This is a genomic window from Propioniciclava sp. LT432, assembly GCF_059515965.1.
The window spans coordinates 83,581-109,957 of sequence record NZ_JCAKNE010000003.1 but is presented as its reverse complement, the minus strand read 5'-3'; the positions used below and the strand labels follow the sequence as shown (position 1 = coordinate 109,957).

25 protein-coding genes and 1 riboswitch are annotated in these 26,377 nt (G+C 71.6%); of the genes, 17 read left to right on the top strand and 8 right to left on the bottom strand.

Annotation, left to right across the window (positions count from 1 at the left end):
* Position 1 precedes the first annotated feature (1 nt).
* From AC5YDV_RS02460 to AC5YDV_RS02445, 4 genes are read right to left on the bottom strand one after another with little or no spacing between them, the layout of a single operon-like run.
* Positions 2 to 1,792: an efflux RND transporter periplasmic adaptor subunit gene (locus tag AC5YDV_RS02460; RefSeq protein WP_496181975.1), complete on the bottom strand. Its 1,791-nt coding sequence runs from the start codon at positions 1,790 to 1,792 to the stop codon at positions 2 to 4.
* 13 nt (positions 1,793 to 1,805) lie between these two features.
* Positions 1,806 to 3,032 (bottom strand): ABC transporter permease, encoded by a 1,227-nt coding sequence (locus AC5YDV_RS02455; RefSeq protein WP_496181976.1) that lies wholly within the window; start codon positions 3,030 to 3,032, stop codon positions 1,806 to 1,808.
* Complete coding sequence (locus tag AC5YDV_RS02450; RefSeq protein WP_496181977.1) at positions 3,029 to 3,778, bottom strand: ABC transporter ATP-binding protein; 750 nt, start codon at positions 3,776 to 3,778, stop codon at positions 3,029 to 3,031. Before AC5YDV_RS02450 ends, AC5YDV_RS02455 begins: the two co-directional genes overlap by 4 nt.
* Complete coding sequence (locus AC5YDV_RS02445; RefSeq protein ID WP_496181978.1) at positions 3,775 to 4,995, bottom strand: efflux RND transporter periplasmic adaptor subunit; 1,221 nt, start codon at positions 4,993 to 4,995, stop codon at positions 3,775 to 3,777. The genes AC5YDV_RS02450 and AC5YDV_RS02445 overlap by 4 nt, the downstream gene beginning before the upstream one ends.
* Positions 4,996 to 5,209: 214 nt before the next feature.
* Here AC5YDV_RS02445 and glpX point away from each other — a divergent pair, with 214 nt between their 5' ends.
* Positions 5,210 to 6,211, top strand: coding sequence for a class II fructose-bisphosphatase (glpX, locus tag AC5YDV_RS02440; protein ID WP_496181979.1), 1,002 nt, complete (start codon positions 5,210 to 5,212; stop codon positions 6,209 to 6,211).
* 70 nt (positions 6,212 to 6,281) lie between these two features.
* Here glpX and AC5YDV_RS02435 read toward each other — a convergent pair whose 3' ends face one another.
* Positions 6,282 to 7,313: an NAD(P)-dependent alcohol dehydrogenase gene (locus AC5YDV_RS02435; protein ID WP_496181980.1), complete on the bottom strand. Its 1,032-nt coding sequence runs from the start codon at positions 7,311 to 7,313 to the stop codon at positions 6,282 to 6,284.
* A 209-nt stretch (positions 7,314 to 7,522) separates the two neighbouring features.
* On the opposite strand from AC5YDV_RS02435, the gene lat reads away from it, so the two are divergent.
* The 7 genes from lat (at position 7,523) to AC5YDV_RS02400 (ending at position 15,213) form a co-directional block, all read left to right on the top strand.
* Positions 7,523 to 8,860 carry an L-lysine 6-transaminase gene (gene lat / locus AC5YDV_RS02430; RefSeq protein WP_496181981.1) on the top strand — a complete coding sequence of 446 codons (1,338 nt, stop codon included), beginning with the start codon at positions 7,523 to 7,525 and terminating at the stop codon, positions 8,858 to 8,860.
* Complete coding sequence (hglS, locus tag AC5YDV_RS02425) at positions 8,860 to 10,161, top strand: 2-oxoadipate dioxygenase/decarboxylase (protein ID WP_496181982.1); 1,302 nt, start codon at positions 8,860 to 8,862, stop codon at positions 10,159 to 10,161. The genes lat and hglS overlap by 1 nt, the downstream gene beginning before the upstream one ends.
* Positions 10,158 to 11,693 carry an L-piperidine-6-carboxylate dehydrogenase gene (gene amaB, locus AC5YDV_RS02420; RefSeq protein WP_496181983.1) on the top strand — a complete coding sequence of 512 codons (1,536 nt, stop codon included), beginning with the start codon at positions 10,158 to 10,160 and terminating at the stop codon, positions 11,691 to 11,693. Before hglS ends, amaB begins: the two co-directional genes overlap by 4 nt.
* A gap of 72 nt (positions 11,694 to 11,765) precedes the next feature.
* Positions 11,766 to 12,677, top strand: a complete 912-nt coding sequence (locus tag AC5YDV_RS02415; RefSeq protein ID WP_496181984.1) for a GH25 family lysozyme — start codon at positions 11,766 to 11,768, stop codon at positions 12,675 to 12,677.
* Between the two features lie 16 nt (positions 12,678 to 12,693).
* Positions 12,694 to 12,823: riboswitch (FMN riboswitch) on the top strand.
* Positions 12,824 to 12,909: 86 nt separating this feature from the next.
* Complete coding sequence (locus AC5YDV_RS02410; RefSeq protein ID WP_496181985.1) at positions 12,910 to 13,716, top strand: ABC transporter permease; 807 nt, start codon at positions 12,910 to 12,912, stop codon at positions 13,714 to 13,716.
* A 20-nt stretch (positions 13,717 to 13,736) separates the two neighbouring features.
* Positions 13,737 to 14,744, top strand: coding sequence for an ABC transporter substrate-binding protein (locus AC5YDV_RS02405; protein WP_496181986.1), 1,008 nt, complete (start codon positions 13,737 to 13,739; stop codon positions 14,742 to 14,744).
* A gap of 16 nt (positions 14,745 to 14,760) precedes the next feature.
* Positions 14,761 to 15,213, top strand: coding sequence for a deoxycytidylate deaminase (locus AC5YDV_RS02400; RefSeq protein WP_496182062.1), 453 nt, complete (start codon positions 14,761 to 14,763; stop codon positions 15,211 to 15,213).
* A 16-nt stretch (positions 15,214 to 15,229) separates the two neighbouring features.
* Here AC5YDV_RS02400 and AC5YDV_RS02395 read toward each other — a convergent pair whose 3' ends face one another.
* The gene (locus AC5YDV_RS02395) at positions 15,230 to 15,469 is read right to left on the bottom strand and encodes a PLDc N-terminal domain-containing protein (protein WP_496181987.1); all 240 of its coding nucleotides are present in this window, start codon (positions 15,467 to 15,469) and stop codon (positions 15,230 to 15,232) included.
* A 95-nt stretch (positions 15,470 to 15,564) separates the two neighbouring features.
* On the opposite strand from AC5YDV_RS02395, the gene AC5YDV_RS02390 reads away from it, so the two are divergent.
* Genes AC5YDV_RS02390 through murA form a run of 3 tightly spaced genes read left to right on the top strand, consistent with a single transcriptional unit; the run spans position 15,565 to position 18,243 of the window.
* Entirely contained in the window at positions 15,565 to 16,452 is an 888-nt protein-coding gene (locus AC5YDV_RS02390; protein WP_496181988.1) for a 1,4-dihydroxy-2-naphthoate polyprenyltransferase, read from the top strand.
* Positions 16,452 to 16,916 carry a hypothetical protein gene (locus tag AC5YDV_RS02385; protein WP_496181989.1) on the top strand — a complete coding sequence of 155 codons (465 nt, stop codon included), beginning with the start codon at positions 16,452 to 16,454 and terminating at the stop codon, positions 16,914 to 16,916. Before AC5YDV_RS02390 ends, AC5YDV_RS02385 begins: the two co-directional genes overlap by 1 nt.
* Positions 16,917 to 16,935: 19 nt before the next feature.
* A complete protein-coding gene (gene murA, locus AC5YDV_RS02380; protein WP_496181990.1) occupies positions 16,936 to 18,243 on the top strand; it encodes a UDP-N-acetylglucosamine 1-carboxyvinyltransferase in 1,308 nt (435 codons plus the stop codon).
* 36 nt (positions 18,244 to 18,279) lie between these two features.
* Here the strand turns inward: murA and AC5YDV_RS02375 are convergent, their stop codons facing one another.
* Together AC5YDV_RS02375 and AC5YDV_RS02370 are read right to left on the bottom strand one after the other, a co-directional pair.
* A complete protein-coding gene (locus tag AC5YDV_RS02375; protein ID WP_496181991.1) occupies positions 18,280 to 19,971 on the bottom strand; it encodes a TM0106 family RecB-like putative nuclease in 1,692 nt (563 codons plus the stop codon).
* A 13-nt stretch (positions 19,972 to 19,984) separates the two neighbouring features.
* A complete protein-coding gene (locus AC5YDV_RS02370) occupies positions 19,985 to 20,686 on the bottom strand; it encodes a demethylmenaquinone methyltransferase (RefSeq protein WP_496181992.1) in 702 nt (233 codons plus the stop codon).
* Between the two features lie 26 nt (positions 20,687 to 20,712).
* Between AC5YDV_RS02370 and AC5YDV_RS02365 the strand changes: the two genes are divergently transcribed.
* From AC5YDV_RS02365 to AC5YDV_RS02340, 6 genes are all read left to right on the top strand, one after another.
* A complete protein-coding gene (locus AC5YDV_RS02365; protein WP_496181993.1) occupies positions 20,713 to 21,405 on the top strand; it encodes an ABC transporter ATP-binding protein in 693 nt (230 codons plus the stop codon).
* The gene (locus tag AC5YDV_RS02360; protein WP_496181994.1) at positions 21,405 to 23,102 is read left to right on the top strand and encodes a DUF6297 family protein; all 1,698 of its coding nucleotides are present in this window, start codon (positions 21,405 to 21,407) and stop codon (positions 23,100 to 23,102) included. Before AC5YDV_RS02365 ends, AC5YDV_RS02360 begins: the two co-directional genes overlap by 1 nt.
* Positions 23,103 to 23,358: 256 nt before the next feature.
* The gene (locus tag AC5YDV_RS02355) at positions 23,359 to 24,645 is read left to right on the top strand and encodes a geranylgeranyl reductase family protein (RefSeq protein WP_496181995.1); all 1,287 of its coding nucleotides are present in this window, start codon (positions 23,359 to 23,361) and stop codon (positions 24,643 to 24,645) included.
* A 25-nt stretch (positions 24,646 to 24,670) separates the two neighbouring features.
* Positions 24,671 to 25,027, top strand: coding sequence for an NADH-quinone oxidoreductase subunit A (gene ndhC, locus AC5YDV_RS02350; protein ID WP_496181996.1), 357 nt, complete (start codon positions 24,671 to 24,673; stop codon positions 25,025 to 25,027).
* Positions 25,028 to 25,050: 23 nt separating this feature from the next.
* The gene (locus AC5YDV_RS02345) at positions 25,051 to 25,608 is read left to right on the top strand and encodes an NADH-quinone oxidoreductase subunit B (RefSeq protein WP_496181997.1); all 558 of its coding nucleotides are present in this window, start codon (positions 25,051 to 25,053) and stop codon (positions 25,606 to 25,608) included.
* Positions 25,605 to 26,345, top strand: coding sequence for an NADH-quinone oxidoreductase subunit C (locus tag AC5YDV_RS02340; protein WP_496181998.1), 741 nt, complete (start codon positions 25,605 to 25,607; stop codon positions 26,343 to 26,345). Before AC5YDV_RS02345 ends, AC5YDV_RS02340 begins: the two co-directional genes overlap by 4 nt.
* The last annotated feature ends 32 nt before the right edge of the window (positions 26,346 to 26,377 follow it).

Sequence of the window (26,377 nt, the reverse complement as noted above, 5' to 3'; positions counted from 1 at the left end):
ATCAGCGGCCGGGGCCGCCCGCGGCGAACGGGTTCGGCAACGGCTTGGTGGCGTCGGCCACGACGAGGCGGTCACCGGGTTCGACCCCGCTGACGACCTCGGCGTGGGAGTCACCGACGCTGCCGAGCTTCACCGGCACCTCGACGATGTCCTGGCCGGCCAGCACGCGGACGGTGCCCTCGGTGCCCGTCCGGGTCACCGCCGACAGCGGCACGACGACCACGGCCGTGGCGCTGCTGACCTCGATCTCGACGTCGGCCTTCGTGCCCGCCGCGAACCGGTCGGCGTTGGGCCCGCGCGCGACGAGCGTGACCGGGTAGGAGCCGGTGTCGTTCGGTACCAGCGCCTTGGTCAGCACCTCGGCCGAGTCCTGGACCCCGCCGGCACCCCGCAGTGTCGCTGCCTGACCGGGCCGCACCGACAGGAACGACGCCGCCGGGATCGTCATCGTCACCGTGACCGCACCGGTCGGTGAGGCCACGACGGCGTTCGCCGACTCGGTCGTCGGTTGGCCGGCCACGAACGGCAGCGCCGACAGGACGCCGTCCATCGGGGCCTTCAGGGTGGCCGCCGCGAGGTCGTCCTCAGCGGACGCCAACGCCCGCCGCGCCTTCGCCAGCGAGACCTCGGCGGACACGATGCTCGACCGGCTCGGGTCTCCGCCCCCGCTGTGGGTGCCGCCGGGGTCGTCCGTCGGGACTCCGGCCGGTGGCGCCACTGGACCGGTCGGCGGAGCCGGCTGCGGCGACAGAGCGGACGCGACGTACCGCATCGCCGCCTCGGCCCACGCCTGCAGTTGGGCCCCGGCCTGCCCCAGCGCGGCCGTCGCCGCTTCCAGGAGCGCCAACCCCTGATGGTTCAGGGCGGACGCCGCGGCCTGCGCCTCGGTGAGGTCGCGTTGCGCCTCCGCCACGGACTCCAGCGCTGCACGGCACTCCTCGGGATCGAGGGGAACCTCCGGCTCGGGCGTCGCGCTCAAGGTCGGCGTCGCCGTGGCCGTGGGCTCGGGAGTGGCGGAGGCGCTGGGCGTCGGAGTTGGTGTCGGTGTGACGGACGCGCTGGGCGTCGGGGTCGGGGTGGTGGGTTCCGCAGTGGCGGACGTGCGGGGCGTGGGCTCGGCGGGAACGGGGCACACCGAGGCGAGCGCGGCCAGGGCCTCGTCGACGTCGGCCTGACGAGCGGCGACGACGGCGGCAGCGGCGTCCGCCTCGGCGAGGACGGACCCGACCGGAGCCAGGTCGACCTCGACGGCGGGGACCGGCGGCAGCGCGGGCTGGGTGGATTCGGCAGGCGCAGAAGTGCCGACGTCCGACAGGGCGCCCGCCGTCCCCCGCCCGGACGGCGCGGACGTTCCGGCCTCCTTGGCCTGCTGCAGGGCGAGCGCCGCGGCGTCCCTGTCGGCCCGGGCCTGGAGCACCTTGGCGCGCAGGCCGTTGTCGTCGAGGACGGCGAGCACGTCGCCCGTCGCGACGGTGTCGCCGACGGCGGCGCGCACCTCGGTGACGGTGCCCGCGGCGGGGAACCGCACGGCCATCTGGTCGACCCGGGTGACGGTGCCGCTGCCGGTGAGGCGCTGGGTGACGTCGCCGCGGTCGGCCAGCACCGTGGTGTAGCGGTCCTGGCCCGAGCGCGGTCCCTGGGACAGCGCGACGGCCCAACCGCCGGCCCCGATCAGGGCCAGCACCAGTCCGGCGATGACGACGTTGCGGCGGCGGTGGTCGCGCCGCAGGCGGGGTCCTTCGGGGGCACGCGGAGCGATCCGCGCCGGGGGGAGGGCGGGGTGGTCGGTCATGGCTGACTCCTGGTCACTCACGGCGGAGCGCGTCGATGGGGGCGAGACGGGAGGCCCGTGAGGCGGGGTAGCTGCCGGCTACGAGGCCGATCGCGGCGGAGACGCCCAGCGCGAGCAACACGGTCGGCAGCGACACCGGCACCGGGAAGTTGGCCAGCGTGGTCACCAGCCACGCGACCCCGGCGCTCAGCGCGAGCCCGAGCGCTCCGCCGACGAGGGCTAGCACGGCCGCCTCGGTGAGGAACTGCGCCAGGATCGTCCGGCGGCGGGCGCCGAGCGCCTTGCGCAGGCCGATCTCGCGGACCCGCTCCTGGACGGACACGAGCATGATGTTCATGACGCCGATGCCGCCGACGACCAGCGAGATCGCCGCGATGCCGCCCAGCAGCAGGGTGAGGACGGCGGTGACCTGCTCCATGGCCTGGACCAAGGACTGCTGGGACATGATCATGATCCCGGCCTCGTCGGCGGTGGCGACCCCGCGGCGGGCGAGCAGAAGGGCCTCGGCCTCCTGGTGCGCGTGGGTCAGCCGCTCGGCCGAGCTCGCCTGCAGGTAGATCGTGCCGAGAGGCTCGTCGCCCCACGACAGGCGTTCGCGGTACGTGGTGAGTGGCAGCACGGCCGCGTCGTCCGACGAGGTGAACCCGCCGGCCTGGTCGAGCACCCCGATCACGAGGAAGGTGTTGCCGCCCGCGCTCACCGTCTGCCCGACGGCCGCCAGTGGCTCGCCGAACAGCTGCGTCGCGGGGTTGGTGCCGAGCACGAGCACGGCCGCGGCGTCGTCGTAGTGCTCCTGGGTGAAGAAAGAGCCGGCCGCCAGGGTTCGCGACTGCACGGTGAGCCATGCCGGCGTGGTCGCCTCGGCGCTCGTCCCGATCGTCGCGTCGCGCGCGGACAATTCGAAGCCGGTGCTGATGGCCGGCGCCACCGCCGCGATGTCAGGGGCGATGGAGGGGTCGGACAGCGCCTCGGCGTCCGCCATGGTGAGGGTCGGCATCGTCGATTCGTCCAAGACCTTGCCCGGCTCGGCTGAGAAGAAGCCCGCCTGGACGGTGAGCAGGTTCGAGCCGAGGCTGCCGATCTCGGAGCTCACGCTCGCGGTCGCCCCCTGTGCCATGCCGACCGACAGGGTGACGGCGGCGATGCCGATGGTGATGCCGAGCGTCGTCAGGATCGACCGGACGCGGTGCGCCACGATCGCGTCGAACGCCAGCCGCAGGGTCTCCCACCAGGTCATCATCGGCCCGCCGCCTTCACGTCGATGCCGGCGATGCGGCCGTCGAACACCCGGACGACCCGCTCCGCACGGGCGGCCACCTCGGCCTCGTGCGTGATCAGGACGATGGTCCGCCCGGCGGCGTGGAGCTCGTCCAGCAGGCCGAGGACGTCGGCGGTCGACACCGAGTCGAGGTTGCCGGTGGGCTCGTCGGCCAGGATCAGCGCCGGGTCGGTGACCAGCGCGCGGGCGATCGCCACGCGCTGCTGCTGGCCGCCCGACAGCTCGCCGGGCTTGTGGTGGGCCCGGTCGGCGAGGCCGACCCGGGCCAAGGCGTCCAGGGCGCGTTGCTTGCGCTCGGGCCCCTTGACGCGGCCGTACCACAGCGGCAGTTCGACGTTGCGCCACGCGCTCTGGGTCGGCAGCAGGTTGAACTGCTGGAACACGAACCCGATCCGCTCGTTGCGGATGTCGGCCAGGGCGTTGTCGGACAGGTGGGCGACGTCCTCGCCGTCCAACACGTACTGGCCGGCGGTGGGGACGTCGAGGCAGCCGATGACGTTCATCAGCGTCGACTTGCCGGAACCGGAGGGGCCCATGATCGCGACGTACTCCCCGGCGTGGACGTCGAGGTCGACGCCGCGCAGGGCGTGCACCTGGACGGCGCCGGTGGAATAGGTCTTCCAGATGCCCCGGAGTTGGAGCACGGGGATCGGGTCGGTGGACGCCCCGGGGTCGGGCGCGAGGTCGAGCGCGGCGTCTGCGGTCACCGCGGGGGCTCCGCTTCCCTCGCCGGGCCCACGACGACCTGGCCATCCGCGCGCCCGGGGCCGGCCGGGCCCTGCGCCGGGAAGAACACGACGACGTCGCCCTCGGCGAGGCCCGAGACGACCTCGACCATGCCGCCGGCGGTGGTGCCGAGCTTGACCGGGGTGGGGACGACGTCGCTGCCCCGGCGGAGGAGGACCGTCCCGTCGGAGTCCGAGGTGCGTTCCAGCAGGGCCTCCGCGGGGATGGCGAGCACCGGCCCGCCCTGGGCCTCGGCCAGCACCTCGATGGTGGCCGGCGACCCGGCGAACACGTTCTCGGGTTGGCCCTCGAGGGTGACGACGAGGGGGAAGGATGCCGCGCTCGGCTTGTCGCCGCTCGGCGCGGTCTCGGCGACGACCCCGAGTGCGGTCACGCTGCCACGCAGCGGGGTCGGGGAGGAACTCGACGTCACCATGGCCTCCATGCCCTTGGCCAACCGGCTGCGCTCCCCGCCGCCGACCGACGCCTTGACCTGGAACGTCCGGGAGATGACGACGACGTCGGCCTGACCGGACGCGTCGCCGGCGCCGGTCAGGGCACCGCCCGGGCTCCCGCCCCCGGACTCGCCGGCCACCTGACCGGGCTGGACGTTCACGGCGGCGACCACGCCGTCGATGGTCGAGGTGAGCGTCGCCTTCTCGAGGGCGGCCTCGGCGTCCTTGAGTGCCTGGGCCTTGACGGCGTGGGCCGACCGCATCGCGCTGATGGCCGACGACTGTCCGGACTTCCGGGCGTCCTGGTAGTCCTTCCAAGCGGCGTCGGTCTCGGCACGGGCGTCGGTGACGGCGGCACGGAGATCGGAGTCGTCGATGGTGGCCAGCACGGATCCGGGGGTCACGGCGTCCCCGACGGCGACCGCGACGTGGGTCACCTCGCCACGACTGCTGAACGAGAGGTCGAGGCGCTGGGTCGGCTCGATGGTGCCCGGCAGCGTGACGCTCTCGGACAGCTCCATGCGGCCGACCGCGTACTCACTCTCCCCGGGACCCGTGGAGCTGGACCCGCCCATCAACGCGCCGAGCAGCAGGGGCGTCACCCCGACGAGGATGATCATCAGCGCCACGGGGATGGCCGCCCCGATGAGGATGTACTGCCACGGCTTGAACTGCTTGCGTGGCTTCTTCGGGGCCGGCGGTGCTGCCTCAGGCACGGGTGGGGGTGGTGTGGGGGCGGTCACGGGGGCTCCTCAGTCGGGGGTCGCCCCCTACTCTGCCCGTTGCCGGGCCGGCGCGCCTCCGTCCGTGGTCCCTCCGAGGCCAACTCGTGGGATGAGTCGGGCCCGGTAACCGCCGCGGGGCGACCCCGTGTGCGTGGAACCGTCCCACTGGGGGACGATGAAACGGACAGGCCGGCCGATTCGCGGCCGAGCACACGAGGAGGTCTGGGGTTTCATGGGACGGGTCATGCTGGAGGGTCACAACCTGGGGCTGGATCTGATGCGCGCCACCGAGGCCGCGGCACTCGCCGCGGGCAAGTGGGCCGGGCGCGGCGACAAGGAGTCCGGCGACAAGGCGGCCGTGGACGCCATGCGCTCGATCCTGAACCACGTCGACATGGACGGGACGATCGTCATCGGCGAGGGCGAGAAGGACGAGGCCCCCATGCTCGCCAACGGTGAGAAGGTCGGCACCGGACAGGGCGACAAGATCGACATCGCGGTCGACCCGGTGGACGGCACCCGCCTGCTCGCCTGGGGCATGCGCAACTCGATCGCGGTGCTGGCCGCAGCCGAGGGCGGGACGATGTACGACCCGCACATGTGCTTCTACATGGAGAAGCTGGTCGTTGGCGAGGACGCGGCGGACGTCATCGACCTCGACGCCCCGATCGCCGACAACATCGTGAAGGTCGCCCGGGCCAAGGGCAAGGACGTCTCCGACATTGTGGTCGGCGTCCTCAACCGGGAGCGCCACAACGACCTCGTCCGGCAGATCCGCGAGGCGGGGGCAGCGACCCGCATGTTCACCGACGGCGACGTCGCCGCGGCCGTGGCCGCAGCGACCGACGGCGTGAAGATCGACATGCTCGCCGGCATCGGCGGCAGCCCCGAGGGCGTCGTCACGGCCTGCGCGATGAAGGCCCTGAACGGTCGCATCCTGGCCCGCCTGCACCCGACCACCGACGAGGAGCGCCGCCGCACCGAGGAGGCCGGCTTCGACGTCGACAAGGTGCTGGACACCCATGACCTCGTCTCCTCCGACAAGACCCTCTTCGTGGCCACCGGCATCACCGACGGTGACTTGGTCGACGGTGTCCGCTACCTGCCCGGTGGCGGTGCGCGCACCCAGTCGGTCGTCATGCGCTCGGCGTCCGGCACGGTGCGGTGGGTCGAGGCCCACCACCACCTGGACAAGGTCAACGCCTGGGCGAAGATGTACGGCGCGCGGGCCTGAGAGACCTGACGCACCCCGGGCGCGGCTCCCTTCGGAGCCGTACCCGGGGTGCTGCGCTGTCAGGGGCCGGTCAGGGCACGACGACGGCGCGGCCGTCGATCTTGCGCTCGTGGAGCATCTGGTACGCCATCGGCGCCAACTCGAGCGGGAAGGGCACGGTCCGGATCTCCAGGGGCTGCCGGTGCGCCATCTGGATGAGCTCCATCAACTCCAGGCGGGATCCCCACAGGGAGTTCGACACCGACATCTCCCACGGCGTGATGCCGAAGCCGACCTTGGCGTGCCCGTTGCCCGCGCCGATGAAGACGACCGCCGACTGCATGCCGCCGCAGGCCACCGCGAGGTCGGGCGTGGGCCCGGCGGCGACGAAGTCCAGCACGAGGTCGGCGCCGTGGCCCTGCGTGAGCTCCTTGACCTTGTCGGCCGCCGCCCTCTCGGAGACGAGCGCGTGGTGGGCACCGACCTCCCGGGCGAAGGCGAGCTTGGGTGCGTCAAGGTCGAGCGCGATGACCTGGGCGTCCGACATGCGGCGCAGCAACTGGATCGCGACGTGCCCCAGACCCCCGGCGCCGATCACGACGGCGGTGGAGCCTGCGCGGAGGCGGTGCAGGTTGCGCTTGATCGCCGCGTAGGGCGTCAGGCCGGCGTCGTTGAGGGGGGCCATCTTGATCGGGTCGAGGTCGCCGATGGGCACCACGTGCAACCGACTGTCGACGACCATGTACTCAGCCATGCCGCCCGGACGGGCGAAGCCGGGGGAGACCATGCCGTTGCGGCAGTAGTTCTCGTTGCCGCGGGCGCACATGTCGCACACGCCGCAACCCCAGCAGCCGTAGACCAGCACGTTGTCGCCGACCTCGACGCCGCGGGTGCCCTCGCCGAGTTCGACGATCGTGCCGGCCGACTCGTGGCCCAGCGTCATCGGGAGGTCGTACCCGTACGCGGCGAACGTCTGCTCGTCGAGGCTCATCACGAACTCGTCGCTGTGGCACAGGCCGGACGCGGTGACCTTCAGGACCATGCCCCCGGGTGGGGCCATCGGATCCGGGACATCGGCGACCACGGGTGCCGAGCCGACCTGCTGGTACTGGACTGCCTTCATGACGCGAAACCTCCTGGTGTGGGTGCCTTCGTGACACCTCCCGCGGACTTCTCATCAGGGTAGGGTCGCGGGCGCGAGTGGGGGGCGGAAGGGGGAAACGTGCGACCACCCTCTCGTCACGCACCTGGACGGCGCGTCATGTGAAGGTTTGAGGGATTCTCAGGATTTGAGCATAGATTTTACGGCCCGCACCCCCGTATGCTCTCGTAATGATTGAAGCACTCTCGCCCGTCGCGACCACCACGATCCGTCCCGCCGAGGTCTTCGACAGCCTGCGCCGTCACCTCCTCGTCGATGGCATGCCCTTGGTGCTGGACCTGAAGCGTTCCCACGGCACGACCCTCGTCGACGAGGCGACCGGGGACGAGTACCTCGACATGTTCACGTTCTTCGCCTCCAACGCCCTCGGCATGAACCACCCCGGCCTCACCGAGGACGAGGAGTTCAAGGCCGAGCTCCTGGAGGCCGCCCTCAACAAGCCGTCCAACTCCGACATCTACACCGTGGCCATGGCCCGCTTCGTCGACACCTTCGCCCGCGTGATGGGCGCCGACGAGATGCCCCACTACTTCTTCATCGAGGGCGGCTCGCTCGCCGTGGAGAACGCGCTCAAGACCGCGTTCGACTGGAAGTCCCGCCTGAACGAGCTGCAGGGTCGCAGCCCCGATCTCGGCACCCAGGTCATGCACCTCACCGACGCCTTCCACGGCCGCTCGGGCTACACGATGAGCCTCACCAACACCGATCCGAACAAGACGGCGCGCTTTCCCAAGTTCTCCTGGCCGCGCATCGACTCCCCGTACTGGGCGAGCGAACGCGACATGGACGCCGTCGAGCAGCACGCGCTCGACCAGGCGGCGGCCGCGTTCGAGGCCCATCCGCACGACATCGCGGCGTTCATCATGGAGCCCATCCAGGGTGAGGGCGGCGACCACCGCTTCCGCGCTGGCTTCCTGCAGCGGATGAAGGAGCTCGTCCACGCCCACGACGCCCTGTTCATCTTCGACGAGGTCCAGACCGGCGGCGGCATGACCGGCACGCCGTGGGCCTGGCAACACTACGGCGTCGCGCCCGACGTGATGGCCTTCGGCAAGAAGCTCCAGGTGTGCGGCATCACGGCCGGCGGACGCGTCGCCGAGGTGCGCGGCAACGTGTTCGAGACCTCCAGCCGCATCAACTCGACGTGGGGCGGCAACCTGACCGACATGGTCCGGTCGCGGCGCATCCTCGAGATCATCGAGGCCGACGACCTGATGGCCAACGCCCGCACCGAGGGGGAATACCTGCTGGGCCGCCTCCGCGAGCTCGCCGACCGCCACCAGGTCGTCGGCAACCCACGCGGTATCGGCCTGATGACCGCGATCTCGTTGCCCGACAACGCGATGCGCGACGAGGCGATCCGGCGCCTGGCCGGCGCTGAACGCGTCCTCATGCTCGGGTGCGGGTCGCGCTCGCTGCGCCTGCGCCCGCCGTTGACCGTCACCCGGGACGTCCTCGACCGGGCGGTCGACGCGCTCGACCGCGTCCTCACCTCGCTGGAGGCGTGATGCGTGGCACGCATCAGTTGCGCAGCGACTTCGCGCGGTCCCTGTCGGCCATGTACGGCACCGAGGTGCCGGCCTACAACACGCTGGTGGACGTCTCCACGGCGGTGAACACCGACTACGTCCGGGCCCACCCCGACACGGCCGAGCGGCTGGGTCGCATCGACCGGGTCACCGCGGAGCGACACGGGGCCATCCGCGTCGGCACCGCCCGCGAGTTGGCGCGCGTCGCGGAGATCTTCGCCGCCCTGGGGATGGAACCGGTCGGCTTCTACGACCTCCGCGGGGACGCCGCCACCTCGCTCCCCATCGTCTCGACCGCCTTCCGCCCGACCACGAAGGAGGCGCTGGCGATCAACCCCTTCCGCGTGTTCTGCTCGGTGCTGGTCACCGACGATCGCCGCTACTTCGACGAGGACACCCAGGCGGAACTCGACTCCTTCCTGTCCGGACGCGAGCTGTTCCCGGACGCCGTCGTCGCGATGGCCGCGCGGGCCGAGCGCGACGGCGGGCTGGAGGAGGACGACGCCGCGGAGTTCCTGCGCGGCGCCACCGCCTGCTTCGAGTTGTCGGACGAGCCCGTCGACCGCGCGTGGTACGAGCGGCTCTCCAGAATCTCGGGGGTCGCGGCCGACATCGGCGGCGTGCGGACCACCCACATCAACCACCTCACACCGCGCGTGCTCGACATCGACGACCTCTACGCCCGCATGACTGCGCTCGGGATCGCGATGATCGACGAGATCCAGGGCCCGCCCCGGTGGGAGGGGCCGGACGTCCTGCTCCGCCAGACGTCGTTCAGGGCGCTCGCCGAGCGGCGCCGGTTCCGCGAGGCCGACGGTTCCGTCGTCGACGGCACCCTGTCGGTGCGCTTCGGCGAGGTGGAACAGCGCGGCATCGCGCTGACCCCGAAGGGGCGCGACCTGTACGACCGGCTCATCGTCGAGATCGACGAGAGGTCGGCCGGCATGTCGGCAGGGGACCGCAACCAGGTCAAGGTCGACGTCTGGCAGGAGAACTGGCCCCGCGACGAGGACGGCCTCGCCGCAGACGGCCTGGCCTTCTTCGAGTGGGTCGACGGCGTCCGGACGCCGATCGTCTACGAGGACTTCCTGCCCCGATCGGCCGCCGGTATCTTCGCCTCGAACCTCGACAACGCCGGCAGCCGCGACACCACGCGCGAGGGGTCGCACCGCGACGAACGCTGGCTCGCCGAGGCGATGGGGCGCACCGTGCACGACCCGTTGGAGCTCTACGCAGCCCAGCAGAAGGCGTCCGAGGACGCGATGGAGGAGAAGCGATGAAGACCACCGCCGAGCTCCGTGACCGCGCGCTCGCGGCACTGGACGCGCTGGGTGTCGACTCCGGCGCCTGGCTCACCGACGACGGGGCCGTCCGCGCCCGCACCCCGATGACGGGGGCCGAGCTGGCCGGCGTCCGCACCCACACCCCCGCAGACGTGACGGACGCCGTGGGCCGGGCCGCCGAGGCCTTCCGGGCCTGGCGCGAGGTGCCGGGTCCTGTCCGCGGCCGGCTGGTCAAGCGCTTGGGCGAGTTGATCGCCCAGCACCAGGAGGACCTCGCCGCGCTGGTCACGATCGAGGCCGGCAAGATCCACACCGAGGCGCTCGGCGAGGTCCAGGAGATGATCGACATCTGCGACTTCGCCGTCGGCCTGTCCCGCCAGCTGTACGGCCGGACGATGCCCAGCGAGCGCGCCGGTCACCGGCTGCAGGAGACGTGGCAGCCGCTGGGGGTGGTCGGGGTCATCTCGGCGTTCAACTTCCCGGTGGCGGTGTGGTCGTGGAACACGGCGATCGCGCTGGTCTGTGGCGACCCCGTCGTGTGGAAGCCCTCCGAGCTGACACCCCTGTGCGCGTTGGGCTGCGACGCCCTCCTGCGGCGCGCGATGGCCGAGCAGGGCGCCCCCACGGGCCTGCACGAGGTCGTCATCGGCGATCGGACCATCGGCCAGGTGCTCGTCGACGACCCGCGTGTCGCGCTGCTGTCGGCCACGGGCTCCACGCGGATGGGCCGTGAGGTGGGTCCGCGCGTCGCGGCTCGCTTCGGGCGCTCCCTGCTGGAGCTGGGTGGCAACAACGCCGTCATCGTCGCCCCGTCCGCCAACCTCGACCAGGCGGTCAGTTCGATCGTGTTCGGTGCCGCGGGGACGGCCGGGCAACGCTGCACCTCGACGCGGCGCCTGCTGGTGCACCGCTCGATCGCCGACGACGTCGTCGCCCGGGTGGCGCGCGCCTTCGAATCCCTCCGGGCCGGCGACCCGTTCACCGACGGCGTCCTGCTCGGCCCGCTGGTGAACGAGGCCGCCTTCACCGCGATGCAGGACGCCCTCGCCGCCGCCCGCGCCCAGGGCGGCGAGGTCGTCACCGGAGGCGAACGGGTGACCTTCGACGGCGCGGGCGACCACGCCGGTGGCTTCTGGGTGCGCCCCGCGCTGGTGCGCCTCTCCGCTCAGGAGGGGATCGTGCTCACCGAGACGTTCGCACCGATCCTGTACGTGCTGGCCTATGACGACTTCGACGAGGCGCTGGCGCTGCACAACGCGGTCCCGCAGGGCCTCTCGAGCGGCCTGTTCAGCAACGACGTGATCGAGACCGAGCGCTACCTCGGACCCGCCGGTGCCGACACGGGCATCGCGAACATCAACGCGGGGACGTCCGGCGCCGAGATCGGCGGTGCGTTCGGGGGCGAGAAGGAGACTGGCGGCGGTCGCGAATCCGGGTCGGACGCCTGGCGCGCGTACATGCGGCGGGGGACCAACACCATCAACCACTCCGGATCGGTCCAGCTGGCCCAGGGTGTGGACTTCGGCTGACACGTCGTGGATCATTGCCGGGGTGAGACCCCCGAGTCCGGCTAGGGTGGTCCGGTGAAGGGTGGCCGAGTCATGCGCGGACGATGGGCCGTACTGGCGGTGGGCCTGGTGCTGACCGGGTGCGTCGCTCCCGTCGCCCTACCCGCAGGAGGCCCACCGTCGCCGCACGCCACGGGCCCCACGCGGTGGTCCGCGCGCGACGCGCCCGGTCCGGGTCCCGACACCGTCGCGGCCGCCACGGAGACGTCGCTCCCCGTCGACCTCGGCGTCCCGGCCGTGGGGCCGGTCCCCGAACCTCCCGAGGTCCAGGGGGCGGCCGCCGCCCCTGTCGCTCCGTCGGCCGAGTGGCGCGGAGGCGAGGGAGTGGCCGGCTTCGACGTGTCCCGCTACCAGGAACGGGTCGACTGGGACGGGCTGGCGGCGTCCGGCAACGCCTTCGCCTACGTCAAGGCCACCGAGGGGACCGATCGGCGCAGCCCCACCCACGACGACCAGCGAGCGGACGCCCGCAAGGCCGGGCTGGTCCAGGGTGCCTACCACTACGCCCGGCCCAGCCAGTCGTCGGGCACGTTGCAGGCACGTTTCTTCCACTCGGCCGGGGGCTCGTGGAGCGCCGATGGGCGCACCCTGCCGGGGGCACTGGACCTCGAGTTCGCCGAGCAGGGGCCGCAGTGCCACGGCTTGACCGCGTCCGAGATGCGGACCTGGGTGCGCGACTTCTCCGACGAGTACCGGCGCCTGTCGGGCCGGATCCCGGTGATCTACACCGACGCTGACGTGTGGGACACCTGCACCGGCGGCGACACGTCGTTCGCCGACCACCCGCTGTGGCTCTACGACCACGGGGAGGTGCCCGGACGGCTCCCGGCGGGGTGGGACCGGCCCACGCTGTGGCAACGCGGCATCGTCGACAACCTCGACCGCAACGTCTTCTTCGGGTCTCGCGATGAGCTGGTGGTCTGGGCGTCCGCGCCCCTGCGCTAGGATGGCCCAGAACACACACGTGCTCCGGGGTCGGTGAAAATCCGAACCGGCGGTGACAGTCCGCGACCCAGTGGCCCTCGGGCCCCTGGTTGACCCGGTGGAATTCCGGGACCGACGGTCAAAGTCCGGATGGGAGGATGCACGGGCGTCTTCGGCGTACGCGCACATCCCTGTGCGCCCCGAGGCCGCTGTCCTCCCGACCATGCCTCGGCGCCGAGGCGATGGAGGGACGATGTCCAGCAGTACACCGCGCGAACGCGTCCGCGTCAGGCCGACCGGCCTGTACGCCGCAGCGCCGTGGCTGTTCGCCCTCCTGCTGCTCGTCGGGTGGTCCCTGACCACCGGGATGGCGGCGCCCCCGGCCTACCTTCTCCCGGCCCCGGGCACCGTCCTGGAGCGACTCGTCGTCGGCCTCGGGGCCCCCCGCTTCTGGCAGGCCACGGGGGCGACCTTCACCGAGGCGGTGGGGGGCAGCGCCCTGGGCGCGGCCGTCGCCCTGCCCCTGGCCATCGGCATCCACCGCAGTCGTCTCCTCAACGCCGCCATCACGCCCTTCCTCGGCGCGACGCAGGCGATCCCCGCCATCGCGCTCGCGCCGCTGCTCGCGATCTGGGTCGGCTACGGCATCGGCCCCATCATCCTGCTCTGCGCGCTGATGGTGTTCTTCCCGATCCTGGTCTCCTCCGTGGTCGGCCTGCGCCACGTCGACCACCGCGTGGTGGACGCCGGCCGCGTCGACGGCGCCGGCTCGCTGGCCCTCCTCCGGCACATCGAGCTGCCGCTCGCGCTGCCCAACATCCTCGCGGGCCTCCGCAACGGCTTTGCGCTGTCCGTCACCGGCGCCGTCGTCGGCGAGATGGTGATGGGCGGCCACGGGCTCGGCCAACTCCTCACCGCCCAGCGTGACTCCGTCGACACCGCCGGCATGTTCGCCACGATCGCCGTCCTGTGCGCCATGGCGTCCGGCCTCTACGTCCTGATCCACCTCATCGAGCGGCGGTCGCGCACGGTCGCGTCCATGCTCCGTTCGGAACCGTGACAACCTTGAAAGGAACCACCATGACCCGAATGTTCCGCGCCGGACTGGCGCTGTTGGCCGTCCTGGCGCTCGTCCTGACCGGCTGCGCCAAGACGCCACCGCCGCAGGCGGCCTCCGGGCCGGCGAAGGCAACGATCGGGCTGACGTACATCCCCGACATCCAGTTCGCGCCGTTCTACGTCGCCGCCTCCGAGGGCATCTTCACCGACAACGGTGTCGAGGCCACGCTGCGGCACCACGGCGCCCAGGAGGGCCTGTTCACCGCGCTGGTGTCGGGCCAGGAACAGTACGTGATCGCGGGCGGCGACGAACTCGTCCAGGCGCGCGCCGAGGGCATGGACCTCGTGGCCCTCGGGCAGTACTACCACGCCTACCCGGTCGTGCTCATCGTCCCGGACGCCTCGCCCATCCAGTCCGCCGCGGATCTGGCCGGTCAGCGCATCGGCGTCCCCGGCCGCTACGGGGAGTCGTGGTTCGGCCTCAAGGCGGCCCTGCACGAGGCCGGCCTGACCGAAGACGACGTCGAGGTCGTCGAGATCGGCTACACCGCCCAAGCCGCGCTGACCACCGGCAAGGTGGACGCCGTCGTGGGCTTCTCCAACAACGACGCGGTCCAGTTCCAGCTGGCCGGCATCCCCACCCGAACGGTGCCGCTCGCCGAGGACAGGGTGCCCCTGGTCTCGATCGTTCTGGCGACCACGCGCGAGAACCTCACCCGCAACCCGGAGACGGCCCGCAAGGTGACCCGCTCGATGGTCGGCGGGATCGAGAAGGTCGTCGCGAGCCCGGCGTCCGCACTGGATGCCGCGCGCGAGTACGTCCCGACCCTCGACGAGGCCGGGGCCACCGCGTCCGCCCAGGCGACGCTGGACGCGACCATCCCGCTGTGGAAGCCCGCGGCGGGGCGGACGACGGGCCAGATGGACGAGGAGGCGTGGGACGACATGTCGGTCTTCATGCGCGACGCGGGCCTGATCAAGACGGACGTGCCCGCCGGAGAGGCCATGACCAACGACTACCTGGGGTGAGGGATTCGTGGCTGAGGTGACGGATGCCGGGACCCACGTCGTCCCGGACTGGGACGACTACTTCCTCGGCATCGCGGACGCGGTCGCCCGGCGCGCCAAGTGCACGCGGCGGAGGGTCGGGGCGGTCCTCGTCCACGAGCGGCGCATCATCGCGACCGGCTACAACGGGGCCGCTCCCGGGCGTCCGGACTGCCTGGAGGGCGCCTGCCCGCGCGGACGCCTGGACTATGACGCGGTGCCCGGCCTGGGCGACTACGACCGGCCGGGAACGCCGGGCTTCTGCATCGCGATCCACGCCGAGGTGAACGCGCTCCTGTTCGCCACGCGCGACACCAAGGGCGCGACGGCCTACATCACGGATCCGCCCTGCCCGGGTTGCCGCAAGGCGCTCGCGGCTGCGGGGATCGTCCGGGCCGTGTGGCCGGGCGGCACCCACGACGCCGACGGCTTGGTGGACTGGATCGCCTAGTCCGCGGGGGACGGGCTCAGAGCCTGCGCAGGAAGTCCGGGTCGTCGTCCGGCGCGATCGACGGGCGGCGCGCGGGCGGGGTCGGACGCCCCAGGGCGAACCAGCCCACCGGGCCGAGGACCGGCACGGCGATGATCGCCACGAACCACAACCAGCGTGGCAACAGGCGCGTGCGGCTCGGGTGCGCCTGGGCGGCCTCGACCAGCGCATACACCGTGACGGCGACGATGGCGAGGATCAACAGGACGCGCAGCATGCGTCCAGTCTATCCGGGCCCGCATGGCAGGATGTGGGGGGGCCGGAGGACCGGCGCAGGTGTGGCCGGGCGACCGGCAGGGGAGGCTGGACGGCGTGGCGACGGTGGGGCAATGGATCGAGGGGGCGCGCCTGCGCACGCTTCCGGCAGCAGTGGCCCCGGTACTGGTGGGCACGGCCTTCGCGATCCACCTGGGCGCCGCGGACGCCCTCCGCGCCACCCTGGCGGCAGTGGTCGCCCTCGCCCTGCAGGTGGCCGTGAACTTCTCCAACGACTACTCCGACGGCATCCGGGGGACCGACGACGAGCGCGTCGGCCCCATGCGCCTCGTCGGCTCGGGGGCGGCCTCGCCACAGCAGGTCAAGGGGGCGGCGTTCGCCAGCTTCGGTGTCGCCGGTGTCGCCGGTGTCGCCCTCATCCTCCTCACCGAGCAGTGGTGGCTCCTGCCCGTCGGCATCGCCTGCATCCTGGCCGGCTGGTACTACACCGGCGGTGACCGCCCCTACGGGTACGCGGGGCTCGGGGAGTTGTTCGTGTTCGTGTTCTTCGGGCTCGTGGCCACGGTGGGCACCACGTACGTGCAGACGCTGACCTTCCCGGGGGCCGCCCTCGCCGGTGGCGTCGCGACCGGCGCCCTCGCGTCGGCGATCCTCGTGACCAACAACCTCCGCGACCTGTCCGGCGACGAGGACTCCGGCAAGAGGACCCTCGCCGTCCGCCTCGGCGACCGTGGGGCGCGACTGTTGTACGTCGGCCTCGTCGTGGTGGGGGCGCTGGCCGTCGTCGCCGTGGCCGCCGGGACGACCTGGTGGGCCCTGCTCGGACTGCTGGGCCTCGGCGTCCTGGTCCGCCCGATCCGAACCGTGCTGGGTGGGGCCGACGGCCCGGCCCTCATCCGCGTGCTCAAGATGACCGGCATCGCCGAGGTCCTCGTCGCCCTCGGCGTCCTGCTGGGCGTGTTGGTCGGTGGGGGGCTCCGCTGATGGACCTGGAGTCCGCCCGCTCCTTCGCCGGGCCCATGATGGTGGTGACCGGGGTCGTCGCCCTCGGGTGGTTCCTGCTCGGCCTGTTGTCGCTGCTCGGGTTGTCGTGGCCGACGGGCATCATGCTCGGCCTGCTGGGGCTCGTGGGGGGCGGGCTCACGGCCTGGCTGGCGTTCACCCTCCGCGTGCCGTACGACGACCGGGGCATCCGGTTGCCCGGGCTGGGACACGTGTCCTGGGACCGGGTCGACGCCGTTGAACTGCAGCCTGGAGTGGTGTCGGTGCCGTTCGTGGTCGTCCGGCACGGCCGCGCGCTGGAGGACGTTCCGCTGGACGGACTCGCGTGGTTCGGTGGCCCGGACGGGTACACCCGCACGCTCGCCGAGAAGGTCGCCCGCCTCGCCGCGGTCGACTCCGTGACGGTGCGGACGCCGCGTGGGGGAGAGGGCCGACGCGCGGCTTGACGTGCCGTACCCTGACCGCATGACGAGCGCCTGGTCAGTGACCCCGTCCGGCCCCCTGCAGGGGGACGTGCACGTCCGCGGCTCGAAGAACGGGGTGACCAAGCACATGGTCGCCGCGATTCTGGGGCAGGGGCCCAGCCGCATCCACAATGTTCCCGAGGTCGGCGACGTCGCGATCACGCGCGACATGCTGCGCTCGCTGGGCGTGGACGTCCAGCACGACGAGGCCCGGGGGATCATCACGATCACGCCCGGCAAGGACATCGGCGCCGAGGTGCCGTTGTCCTTCACTGGCCTGAACCGCATCCCGATCCTGCTGCTCGGTCCGCTGCTGCACCTGGCCGGTGAGGTCTTCGTTCCGCTGGTCGGCGGCGACCCGATCGGACGCCGTCCGGTCGACTTCCACATCGAGGCGCTCAAGGCCTTCGGCGCCGAGGTCGAGCAGACCGACGAGGGCATCCGGGCCCGGGCCACCCGCCTGCGCGGAACCAGGTTCTCGCTGCCCTACCCCAGCGTCGGCGCCACCGAGACCGTCCTGCTGACCGCGGTCCTGGCCGAGGGGCGCACGGTGCTGCGCAACGCCGCGACCGAGCCCGAGGTGATCGAGCTCGCCCTGTTCCTGCAACGCATGGGCGCGCGCATCGTGCTGTCGCCGGGCCGGAAGTGGACCATCGACGGCGTGGACCGGCTCCGTGGCGCCCAGGTCCGGCTCGAGGGGGACCGCAACGAGGCGTTCAGCTACTTGGTGGCCGGCCTGCTCACCGGCGGGAACGTGCGGGTGCACGGCTGCCGGCAGGACCGGCTCATCACCGCCTTGACGACCCTGCGGGGGATGGGCGCGCAGTTCGACATCACCGACGACCACATCCTCGCCACCGCCCCGGACGGCCTGCGCCCCGCCGCGGTGCAGACCGACACGCACCCCGGTTTCATGACGGACTGGCAGACCCCGCTCATGGTGCTGTTCACCCAGGCCACCGGCATGTCGGTGCTGCACGAGACCGTCTACGAGGACCGCCTGGTGTACGTGCCCGCCCTCCAGCAGATGGGCGCCGAGATCGAGTTGTTCTCGACGTGCCTGGGTGGCGAGTCCTGCCGCTTCCACGACACCAACGCGGTGCACTCGGCGGTCGTCCGCGGGGTGTCGCGCCTGCGCGGCGCCGAGGTCGAGGTGCCGGACGTGCGCGCCGGGTTCTCCTCCGTCATCGCCGCGGCCATCGCCGACTCACCGTCACGGATCGGCGGCATCAGGCACCTGGAGCGCGGCTACTACCGTCCGGCCGAGCAGTTCGCCCACCTGGGCCTGTCCATCACCCCGGCCGACTGAGGCGACGCCCCGGGTGGGGACCACAGTGCTCCTGACTCAGGCCTGGTCGCGCAACCAGCGCCTCAGGTGCCAGGTGGCCCGGACGTCGTCCTCGTTGTACTCCAGGACGCGCACTCGGGACACGTCGCGGACGCGCTCGTCCGGGTGGCCCACGGCGTCCGCGAACCAACGCTGCGAGTTCAGGCCGCCGGGGTCCTCGTCGCGCCAGGCGAACCCCGTGACGGCGGCCGTGACGACCTTCAGCCCCAGTCCGTTGGCGCCGAAGAAGTTCCGACGGACGACCTCGAACAGGTCGACGAAGGACTCGTCCGCCCACGCCGTCGCCCAGGTCCCCAGCTCGCCGAGCCGGGGCCCCAGCTTGTGGAGCCGGACCACTTCGTAGTCGGAGTAGTGGTAGACGGCGGCGTCGCGCCCGGTGACGAGCTGGCGCAGCCACCCGAGCGCGTGGGCGGCGAGGTGGGCCTCGGACTCGTCGTCCAGGTCGGTGAAGGAGGCGAACTGGCGGCTGTACGGCTCGCCGCGGGTGGGGTCGTCCACCCAGAAGCCCCACAGGTAGACGCGGTCGTCCGCCGAGGTCTCGATGTCGACGTCGATCTCGAGGTCGTGCCGGGGCAGGTCGAGTGGGCCCTGGCTCTGGCGTTCGAGTTCGACGCCGGAGTCCATGAGCTGGGCGCGGCGATGGGCGCGGCGGAGGCGCTCCTCGCTGCCGATCCGGTGGCTGGCCCGGGGCAGGTACCGCTCGAGCAGGTCGTCGAGGTCGGCGTGCGCCAACTCCGACACGGTGCTGATGCCGAGCCGGCGCAGCGTCCGCACCTCATGGACGTCCAGCGGGGCCTTGGTGATGCGCAGCGACAGGTCGTCGGCGTCCAGTTGGGCCTGGCAGTACTCCTGCCAGATGCAGCCGCGGCACTCGTTCGAGATGATCGGGGTGAGCAACCGGTCCTGGCCGGACGACGTGAGCGCGGCCTCGGCCAATTCGACCCGGTAGCGGTGCTCGGCGTCGTAGCGGGCCAGCGTCGAGATGGGCGCGGCGTCCTCGGGGCACTCCAACGTGCGCGGGTCGGGCGGGACGACCTCGGCGGCGAGGTCCAGCCACGTGACCACCTGCTCGGCGTGGGCCGGCCCGTGCTCGGGGTCGACGACGATCTTGTCGATGCCGATGAGCCCCGCCCAAGGCTCGGCCGCGGCGTACCCGGTGGCCTCGAGGAGGCGCCAGTAGTGGGCGACCTGCAGGGCGGCGTTGAGACGGTTGCCCCAGCGGAACCGGCGCCCGACCACACCGACGGTCCGGGCGGGGGAGCCCAGCCGGGAGACGGGGAGGGGGGTCGGGTCCTGACCACTGGACTCGAGCACGCGGTGGAACTTCACGTGCACCGGGTGGTAGCCGCCGTGGACGCCGCGGACCAACATGCTCGGGCGTCCCGTGCGATGGTGCTCCACGTCACTGGGCAGCAGTCCGCCGATCACCACGTCCGCCCCGGACGCCAGCGCATCGAGGCAGGCCTGCTCGGCCTCATCGCGGGGCCCGTGGCGCAGGGGGCGCAGGTCCACGATGCGCCCTTGGCCGGCGGTCACGGCCTCGAACACCGCGGCCTCGATGGCGCCCGCGTCCCGGAAGAAGGGCGGGTCGGGGCGCTCCAGGCTCGGGGCCACGAGGTGCGGGCTGAACGAGTTGACCGTCTTGAGGGGGCAACTGCGGGCCGCGTACGCGTCGAGGACGAAGGTCATGGGCGTGCTCAGGCTAGGCCACCGCCCGGTGCAGGGCCACGATGCCGCCGGACAGGTTCTTCCACTCCACGGCGTGCCAGCCCGCCTCACGCATCAGGTCGGCCAGGGTCGGCTGGTCGGGCCAGGCGAGGATGGACTCGGCGAGGTAGTCGTACGCCCGCGGGTTGGACGACAGGATGCCGGACATCACCGGCAGCATCCGGACGAGGTACCGCCGGTACACCTCGCGGAACGGTCCCCACGTGGGCGTGGAGAACTCGGCGATCACGACGATGCCGCCGGGGGCGGTCACGCGATGCATCTCGGTGAGGGCGGCCAGGGTGTCCTCCACGTTGCGCAGGCCGTAGGAGATCGTCACCGCGTCGAACGTGTCGTCGGCGAAGGGCAACTGGAGGCCGTCCGCGTTCACGAAGCCGAGGTCGGGCTGGCGCTTCTTGCCCTCGGTGACCATGCCCAGGCTGAGGTCGACCGGGACGACGAGCGCGCCGGCGTCCGCGAAGGTGCGCGACGACGTGCCGGTGCCGGCGGCGAGGTCGAGGATGCGCTGGCCGGGGCGCGGGTCCACGGCCCGCACCGTCTCGGCCCGCCATCGGTGGACCTGTCCCAGCGACATCAGGTCGTTCATGATGTCGTAGCGGCCGGCCACCCCGTCGAACATGGCCGCGACATCGGCGCGGCGCTTGGCGAGTGTGGCCCGGGCATCGAACTTCTGCACCTGATGATCCTGCCATGCTTGGAGACATGGCGTCCCGTGCACCGGTCCTGACCGCGACCAACATCAGCAAGTCCTATGGACCCACCCGCATCGTGGAGGGCTTCTCGCTGACCGTGTCGGCCGGTGAGGCGGTGGCCCTCACCGGACGCAACGGTGCGGGCAAGTCGACCATCCTCCGCATGCTGGTGGGCTCGATCCGCCCCGACGAGGGCCGCGTCGAGTTCGAGGGCCAACGCATGAGCGAGACCAATCCGGAGATCCGCAAGGGCATGGCGTCGGTGATCGACGACCTCGACTTCTTCCCGGACCTCTCGGTCGTCGAGCACCTCGACCTGCTGGCCCGCGCCCACGGCGTCCCGGACCCGGAGTCGATCGTCGACGAGGTGCTGGCCGAGGTTCAGCTCGTCCCGCAGTCGGGGCAGTTGCCCGGCACGCTGTCGTCCGGCCAGCGGCGGCGCCTCGCGCTCGGGACGGCCTTCGTCCGGCCCCGTCGCCTGCTCGTCCTGGACGAGCCCGAGCAGCGCCTGGACGTCGAGGGCGTGGCCTGGCTCGCGGCCCGCCTCCGTGAGGAGCGCAAGCGCGGCCTGGCCGTGGTCTTCGCCTCGCACGAGCCGTTCCTCGTCAAGGAGGTCGCCACCCGGATCGTGGCCGTCCAGCCGCCCGCCGGCAGCGAGGCGGACGCCGCGGGCGCGGCGTCCGCGCAGGACGGGGCGGCCTGATGGCCCGGGCACGCCGCAAGCGCACCACCAAGCAGGCCGAGCCGGCGTCGATCCCACCGGAGCAGTTCGTCGTCGAGGTGGCCGAGGATCCGTACGCCGAGTACGAGCGCCGGGAGTGGGCCTTCGCCTGGCTGCCCGAGGAGGAGCCCGAGGTCGTCGACGAGCAGGCGCTGCACGCGCTGGTGAAGTCCTGGCGCCACGGACGCGCGACCCGCTCGCTCGGCGACGTGTTCTCGGACGCCTACATCGCCATCTTCAGCGTGCTGATGATCGGCGCGATGATCGTCAACGTCATCATCGGCAGCCAGACGGCTTCTGCTTCGTGCGACACCGCGGCGTGCCTCAACGGTCGGCTGCTCGTCCCGTGGGGCATGTTCTTCGCGCTCGGCGCCCTCACCCTGTCGTTCGCGCGGCTGTTCGGACCGGTGCTCGCCTCCGCGGCCGAGGGGTTCTGGCTGATGGAGGCGCCCATCGGGCGCGGGCGCATCCTGCGCGGACGCCTCTGGGCCGTCATCGTCGGTGCCGCCGTCGTCGCCTCCGCCGTGTCCGCCGGGGTCGCGGCCATCGCGGGGGAGCCGTACGTCGTCGTCGCGGCGTGGGCCGCGGCGTCCGGCCTCGTGGCGTCGGGCCTGGTCGCGTGGGCCGCGTGGGAGCAGAGCCACGGCCGGGTCCGGCCCCTGCGTGTCGCGCAGGCGCTGTTCACCGCCGTGGCGGCGGTCGTCCTCTCGACGATGGTCGCGGTGGCCGCGGGGTGGGTCAACATCCAGCCCCCGTCCTGGCTCGGGCAGGTGCCGTGGGCGCTGGCGGTCCTCGGGGCCGTGGCGTCCCTGCTGTTCGGGGTGCTCGCGCACCGGCGCCTGGAGAGCTTCGCCCGCGGACGCCTCACCAGCGGCGGCTCGCTCGTGTCGGGACTGCAGGGGGCCATGTTCGGCCTCGACCTCGGACTGGCCCGGGACATCCTCGTCGACCGTGAGGCCATCGAGCGCGGCCACGTCCGGGCCACCCCCGGCCGGTGGACCGGCCTCGGCGCCCTCGTGTGGCGCGACATCCAGCGGCTGATCCGCTTCCCGCGTCCGCTGCTGGGGCTGGCCGGTGCGATCCTCGTGCCCTACGCCAGCGACGCGATCGGCATGGCGCTGCTGACACCCTTCGTGTCGGCGGTCGCCCTCATGTTCGCGCTGATCCCCACGCTGGGGGCGCTGCGCGTCCTGTCACGGTCCTCAGGGCTCGCCCGGACGCTGCCGTTCTCGACGGCGGACCTCCGCACCGCGAGCTTCGTGGTGCCGGCGATCCTCGCGGCCATCTGGGCGATGGGCACCCTGCCGGCCTTCCTGGGCGCCACGGGTGGCCTGCCCCGCACGTCGCTGGACGCCCTCCTCGTCACGATCGCCTGCGCCATGGCCGGACTCCTCGGCGCCGTCCGCTGGCAGACCGCCAAGCCGGTCAACTTCGCCGTGCCGATGATGTCGACCGGTGCCGGCGCGCTCCCGCCGACCCTGGTGTTCAACCTGATCCGCGGCTTCGACGTCGCGGCGCTGGTGACCGCCCCGATCCTGCTGAACGTGTCGCCGCTGTGGGCCCTCGGCATCGGCGCGGTACTGATGCTCATCCTCCGTGTGGGCTTCAACATGGAGGAGATGCAGGAGCAGGCCAAGGAACAGCAGAAGCTCGCCGAGGCCCAGCGCGGCCGTCGCTGAGGCCCTGTTCGTGGGGTCGGCTCTCGGCCGGCATCGGTGGCGGGGAACCGGCCCTGTCCCACGGGACGTGGGCCATACCCCGCCAGGGTCACCGCGAACGGCAATTTCGTCACGAAGTCCTTGCCAATTCAACTTCAAGAACATCGTTCTGACAAGCAGGGACGCGTCCTCTGGACCGAAATGGCACTTGTCGGATTCGTCTCCTAGACTGACCGACTGATGGGCGCCGCCAGGTGCCGGTGAGGGGTGTGATTCGATGACCGAGGAGCGCGCAGCGCAGCCGGTGGTCGAATCGGACGTCATCGTCGTGGGCGCGGGCCCGGGCGGCTCGACCACGGCGAAGTGGTTGGCCGACAAGGGCCTCACGGTGACGCTGCTGGAGAAGTCCACCTTCCCGCGCGACAAGGTGTGCGGCGACGGCCTCACCCCCCGCGCGACCAAGCAGCTGATCCGCCTGGGCGTCGATGTGTCCGAGGAAGCCGGGTGGATCCACAATCGCGGGCTGCGCACCTACGCCGGCCCCCGTGAGCCGTTCGAGTTCCCGTGGCCCGAGCTGGCCCAGTTCCCGAACTACGGCCTCACGCGCTCGCGTTCCGAGTTCGACCACATGCTCGCCCAGCTGGCCGTGACGGCCGGCGCGACCCTCGTGCAGGGCGCGAACGTCTCCGACCCGATCATCGACCCGGCGACCGACCGCATCGTCGGCGTCCGGACGAAGGGTGGCGCCGAGTACCGCGCCCCGATCACGGTGGCGGCGGACGGCAACTCCAGCCGCCTCGCGCTCGCGATGGGCCTGGAGAAGAACCGCAAGCGGCCCATGGGGGTGGCGGCGCGGGCGTACTTCAAGAGCCCGGTCCGCACCAACGACCCGATGATGGAGAGCTGGCTGGAGTTGTGGGACGGCAAGCCGGGGGAGTCCAACCTCCTGCCGGGCTACGGCTGGATCTTCGCCATGGGCGACGGCACCGTGAACGTCGGCCTCGGCACCGTGAACAGCTCCGCCGCGAGCCAGCGGATGAACTTCCGCGACCTGATGTGGAAGTGGCTGGCGAACACGCCCGAGGAGTGGGGCCTCACCAAGGAGAACATGATCGGCACGATCGGCTCCGCCGCCCTGCCGATGAGCTTCAACCGCAAGCCCGCCTACCACCGGGGCCTCGTCCTGGTCGGGGACGCCGCGGGCATGGTCAGCCCCTTCAACGGCGAGGGTATCCCGTACGCCATGGAGGCGGCCGACTTCGCCGCCGACGCCATCGCGGACGCCAAGGCGCGCGGCTTCGGCACGCCCCAGGCCGAGAAGGCGCTGGACGGCTACCGCACACGCCTGGAGGCGGAGTGGGGCGGGTACTACCGCCTCGGACAGGTCTTCGTGTCCCTCATCGAGCGTCCGGAGATCATGCGTCTCTGCACGCGCTACGGTTTGCCAAGACCCACACTGATGAAATTCACGATGAAGCTGCTTGCCCACCTGTACGACACCACCGATGGTGATTGGATGGACAAGGCCATCACAGCGTTGACGAAGGCGGTGCCGTCAGCATGACGCGCCACCAGAAGGGAAGGGTGCGATGAGCCCCTACGTTCCGATCCTCGGGGTGTTGTTCTTCTCGGCCATCCTGTTGGCGGTGATGGTCGTGGCGTCGTTGGTCATCGGCCCGAAGCGCTACAACAAGGTCAAGTACATGCCGTACGAGTGCGGCATCGACCCCACGCCCAAGCCCGCGGGTGGCCGCTTCCCGGTGAAGTACTACATCACCGCGATGATGTTCCTCGTCTTCGACGTCGAGATCGCCTTCCTCTACCCCTGGGTGGTGGCGTTCGACCAGCTGAGCATGTTCGTCGTGCTCGCCATGATCGTGTTCCTCCTGCTGCTGTGCATCGCGTACTTCTACGAGTACAAGCGCGGCGGCATGGAGTGGGACTGAGCCGGTAGGAAAGGGAATCTGACATGGGTATCGAAGACGCACTCCCGGAATCGGGAATCCTGACCACCACGATCGAGGGGATCGCCGGCTGGATGCGGCGCGCGTCGATCATGCCGGCGACGTTCGGCCTGGCCTGCTGCGCCATCGAGATGATGGCCTTCGGCTGTGCGCGGTACGACGCCGACCGCTGGGGCCAGGTCGCCTTCCGCGCATCGCCCCGCCACGCCGACCTGCTGATCATCTCCGGGCGCGTGAGCCAGAAGATGGCCCCGGTCATGCGGCAGGTCTACGACCAGATGCCCAACCCGAAGTGGGTCATGGCCATGGGCGTGTGCGCCAGCTCCGGCGGCATGTTCAACAACTACGCCATCGTCCAGGGCGGTGATCACATCGTCCCGGTGGACGTGTACGTCCCCGGCTGCCCGCCCCGTCCGGACATGCTGATCGACGGCATGTTCAAGCTGCGCGAGATCGTCCTGCGCGACCCGATGGGCGCGCACCGCGCCAAGGTCCTGGAGGACCTGGAGGAGCTCCAGCTCGCCGCGACCCCGACCATCGAGATGAAGGGCCTCATGCGATGAGTGAGGAGAAGAAGCTCCCGGGCGAGGAGAAGACCATCGACACCCGTGTCTCCGGTCAGGACTCGGCGCCCGCGGCCGGCCTCGAGCGTGAGGACGCCCAGCCCAGCCCGGCCGTGATCCGGACGGGCATGTGGTCGGAGGGCACCCCGGACACGTCCGGCTACGGCGGCATCGTCCGCGAGTACCTGCCCCGCCAGGTGACCGAGCGCCCGCTCGCCGATGACCAGGAGCGGATGGTCGTCCGGCTCGAGCAACTCGTCGACGGCGGCGTCTCGCACGTCCTGTTCGACCGTGGCGAACTGACGATCTTCGTGCCGCGCGAGAGGCTTCCCGAGGTCGTGAAGGCCATGCGCGACGACGCACACCTGCGCTTCGAGGGCTGCATGAGTGTCTCCGGCGTCCACTACCCGACGGACGCCGGCGCCGAGCAGCACGTGGTGTACCACCTGCTCTCCTACACGCACAACCGCCGCGTTCGCCTGGAGGTCACCGCGCCGGACGCCGACCCGCACATCCCGAGCGTGGTCGCGACGTACCCCGCCGCCGACTGGCACGAGCGCGAGGCCTGGGACATGTTCGGCGTGATCTTCGACGGGCACCCGGCCCTCACCCGCATCCTCATGCCGGATGACTGGGCCGGACACCCCCAGCGGAAGGACTACCCCCTCGGCGGTATCCCCGTCGAGTACAAGGGCGCGGTTGTGCCGCCCCCGGACCAGCGGAGGGAATACCGGTGAGCCAGGAACACGACTACTACGCCCAGGGCTCC

Coding starts and splice junctions, on each gene's coding strand:
- ndhC (WP_496181996.1), top strand. CDS start 24,671: ATGAGCCCCTACGTTCCGATCCTCGGGGTGTTGTTCTTCTCGGCCATC.
- AC5YDV_RS02355 (WP_496181995.1), top strand. CDS start 23,359: ATGACCGAGGAGCGCGCAGCGCAGCCGGTGGTCGAATCGGACGTCATC.
- AC5YDV_RS02375 (WP_496181991.1), bottom strand. CDS start 19,971: ATGACCTTCGTCCTCGACGCGTACGCGGCCCGCAGTTGCCCCCTCAAG.
- hglS (WP_496181982.1), top strand. CDS start 8,860: ATGCGTGGCACGCATCAGTTGCGCAGCGACTTCGCGCGGTCCCTGTCG.
- AC5YDV_RS02455 (WP_496181976.1), bottom strand. CDS start 3,032: ATGATGACCTGGTGGGAGACCCTGCGGCTGGCGTTCGACGCGATCGTG.
- AC5YDV_RS02345 (WP_496181997.1), top strand. CDS start 25,051: ATGGGTATCGAAGACGCACTCCCGGAATCGGGAATCCTGACCACCACG.
- AC5YDV_RS02405 (WP_496181986.1), top strand. CDS start 13,737: ATGACCCGAATGTTCCGCGCCGGACTGGCGCTGTTGGCCGTCCTGGCG.
- AC5YDV_RS02340 (WP_496181998.1), top strand. CDS start 25,605: ATGAGTGAGGAGAAGAAGCTCCCGGGCGAGGAGAAGACCATCGACACC.
- glpX (WP_496181979.1), top strand. CDS start 5,210: ATGGGACGGGTCATGCTGGAGGGTCACAACCTGGGGCTGGATCTGATG.
- AC5YDV_RS02385 (WP_496181989.1), top strand. CDS start 16,452: ATGGACCTGGAGTCCGCCCGCTCCTTCGCCGGGCCCATGATGGTGGTG.
- AC5YDV_RS02415 (WP_496181984.1), top strand. CDS start 11,766: ATGCGCGGACGATGGGCCGTACTGGCGGTGGGCCTGGTGCTGACCGGG.
- AC5YDV_RS02435 (WP_496181980.1), bottom strand. CDS start 7,313: ATGAAGGCAGTCCAGTACCAGCAGGTCGGCTCGGCACCCGTGGTCGCC.
- murA (WP_496181990.1), top strand. CDS start 16,936: ATGACGAGCGCCTGGTCAGTGACCCCGTCCGGCCCCCTGCAGGGGGAC.
- AC5YDV_RS02410 (WP_496181985.1), top strand. CDS start 12,910: ATGTCCAGCAGTACACCGCGCGAACGCGTCCGCGTCAGGCCGACCGGC.
- amaB (WP_496181983.1), top strand. CDS start 10,158: ATGAAGACCACCGCCGAGCTCCGTGACCGCGCGCTCGCGGCACTGGAC.
- AC5YDV_RS02395 (WP_496181987.1), bottom strand. CDS start 15,469: ATGCTGCGCGTCCTGTTGATCCTCGCCATCGTCGCCGTCACGGTGTAT.
- AC5YDV_RS02365 (WP_496181993.1), top strand. CDS start 20,713: ATGGCGTCCCGTGCACCGGTCCTGACCGCGACCAACATCAGCAAGTCC.
- lat (WP_496181981.1), top strand. CDS start 7,523: ATGATTGAAGCACTCTCGCCCGTCGCGACCACCACGATCCGTCCCGCC.
- AC5YDV_RS02460 (WP_496181975.1), bottom strand. CDS start 1,792: ATGACCGACCACCCCGCCCTCCCCCCGGCGCGGATCGCTCCGCGTGCC.
- AC5YDV_RS02360 (WP_496181994.1), top strand. CDS start 21,405: ATGGCCCGGGCACGCCGCAAGCGCACCACCAAGCAGGCCGAGCCGGCG.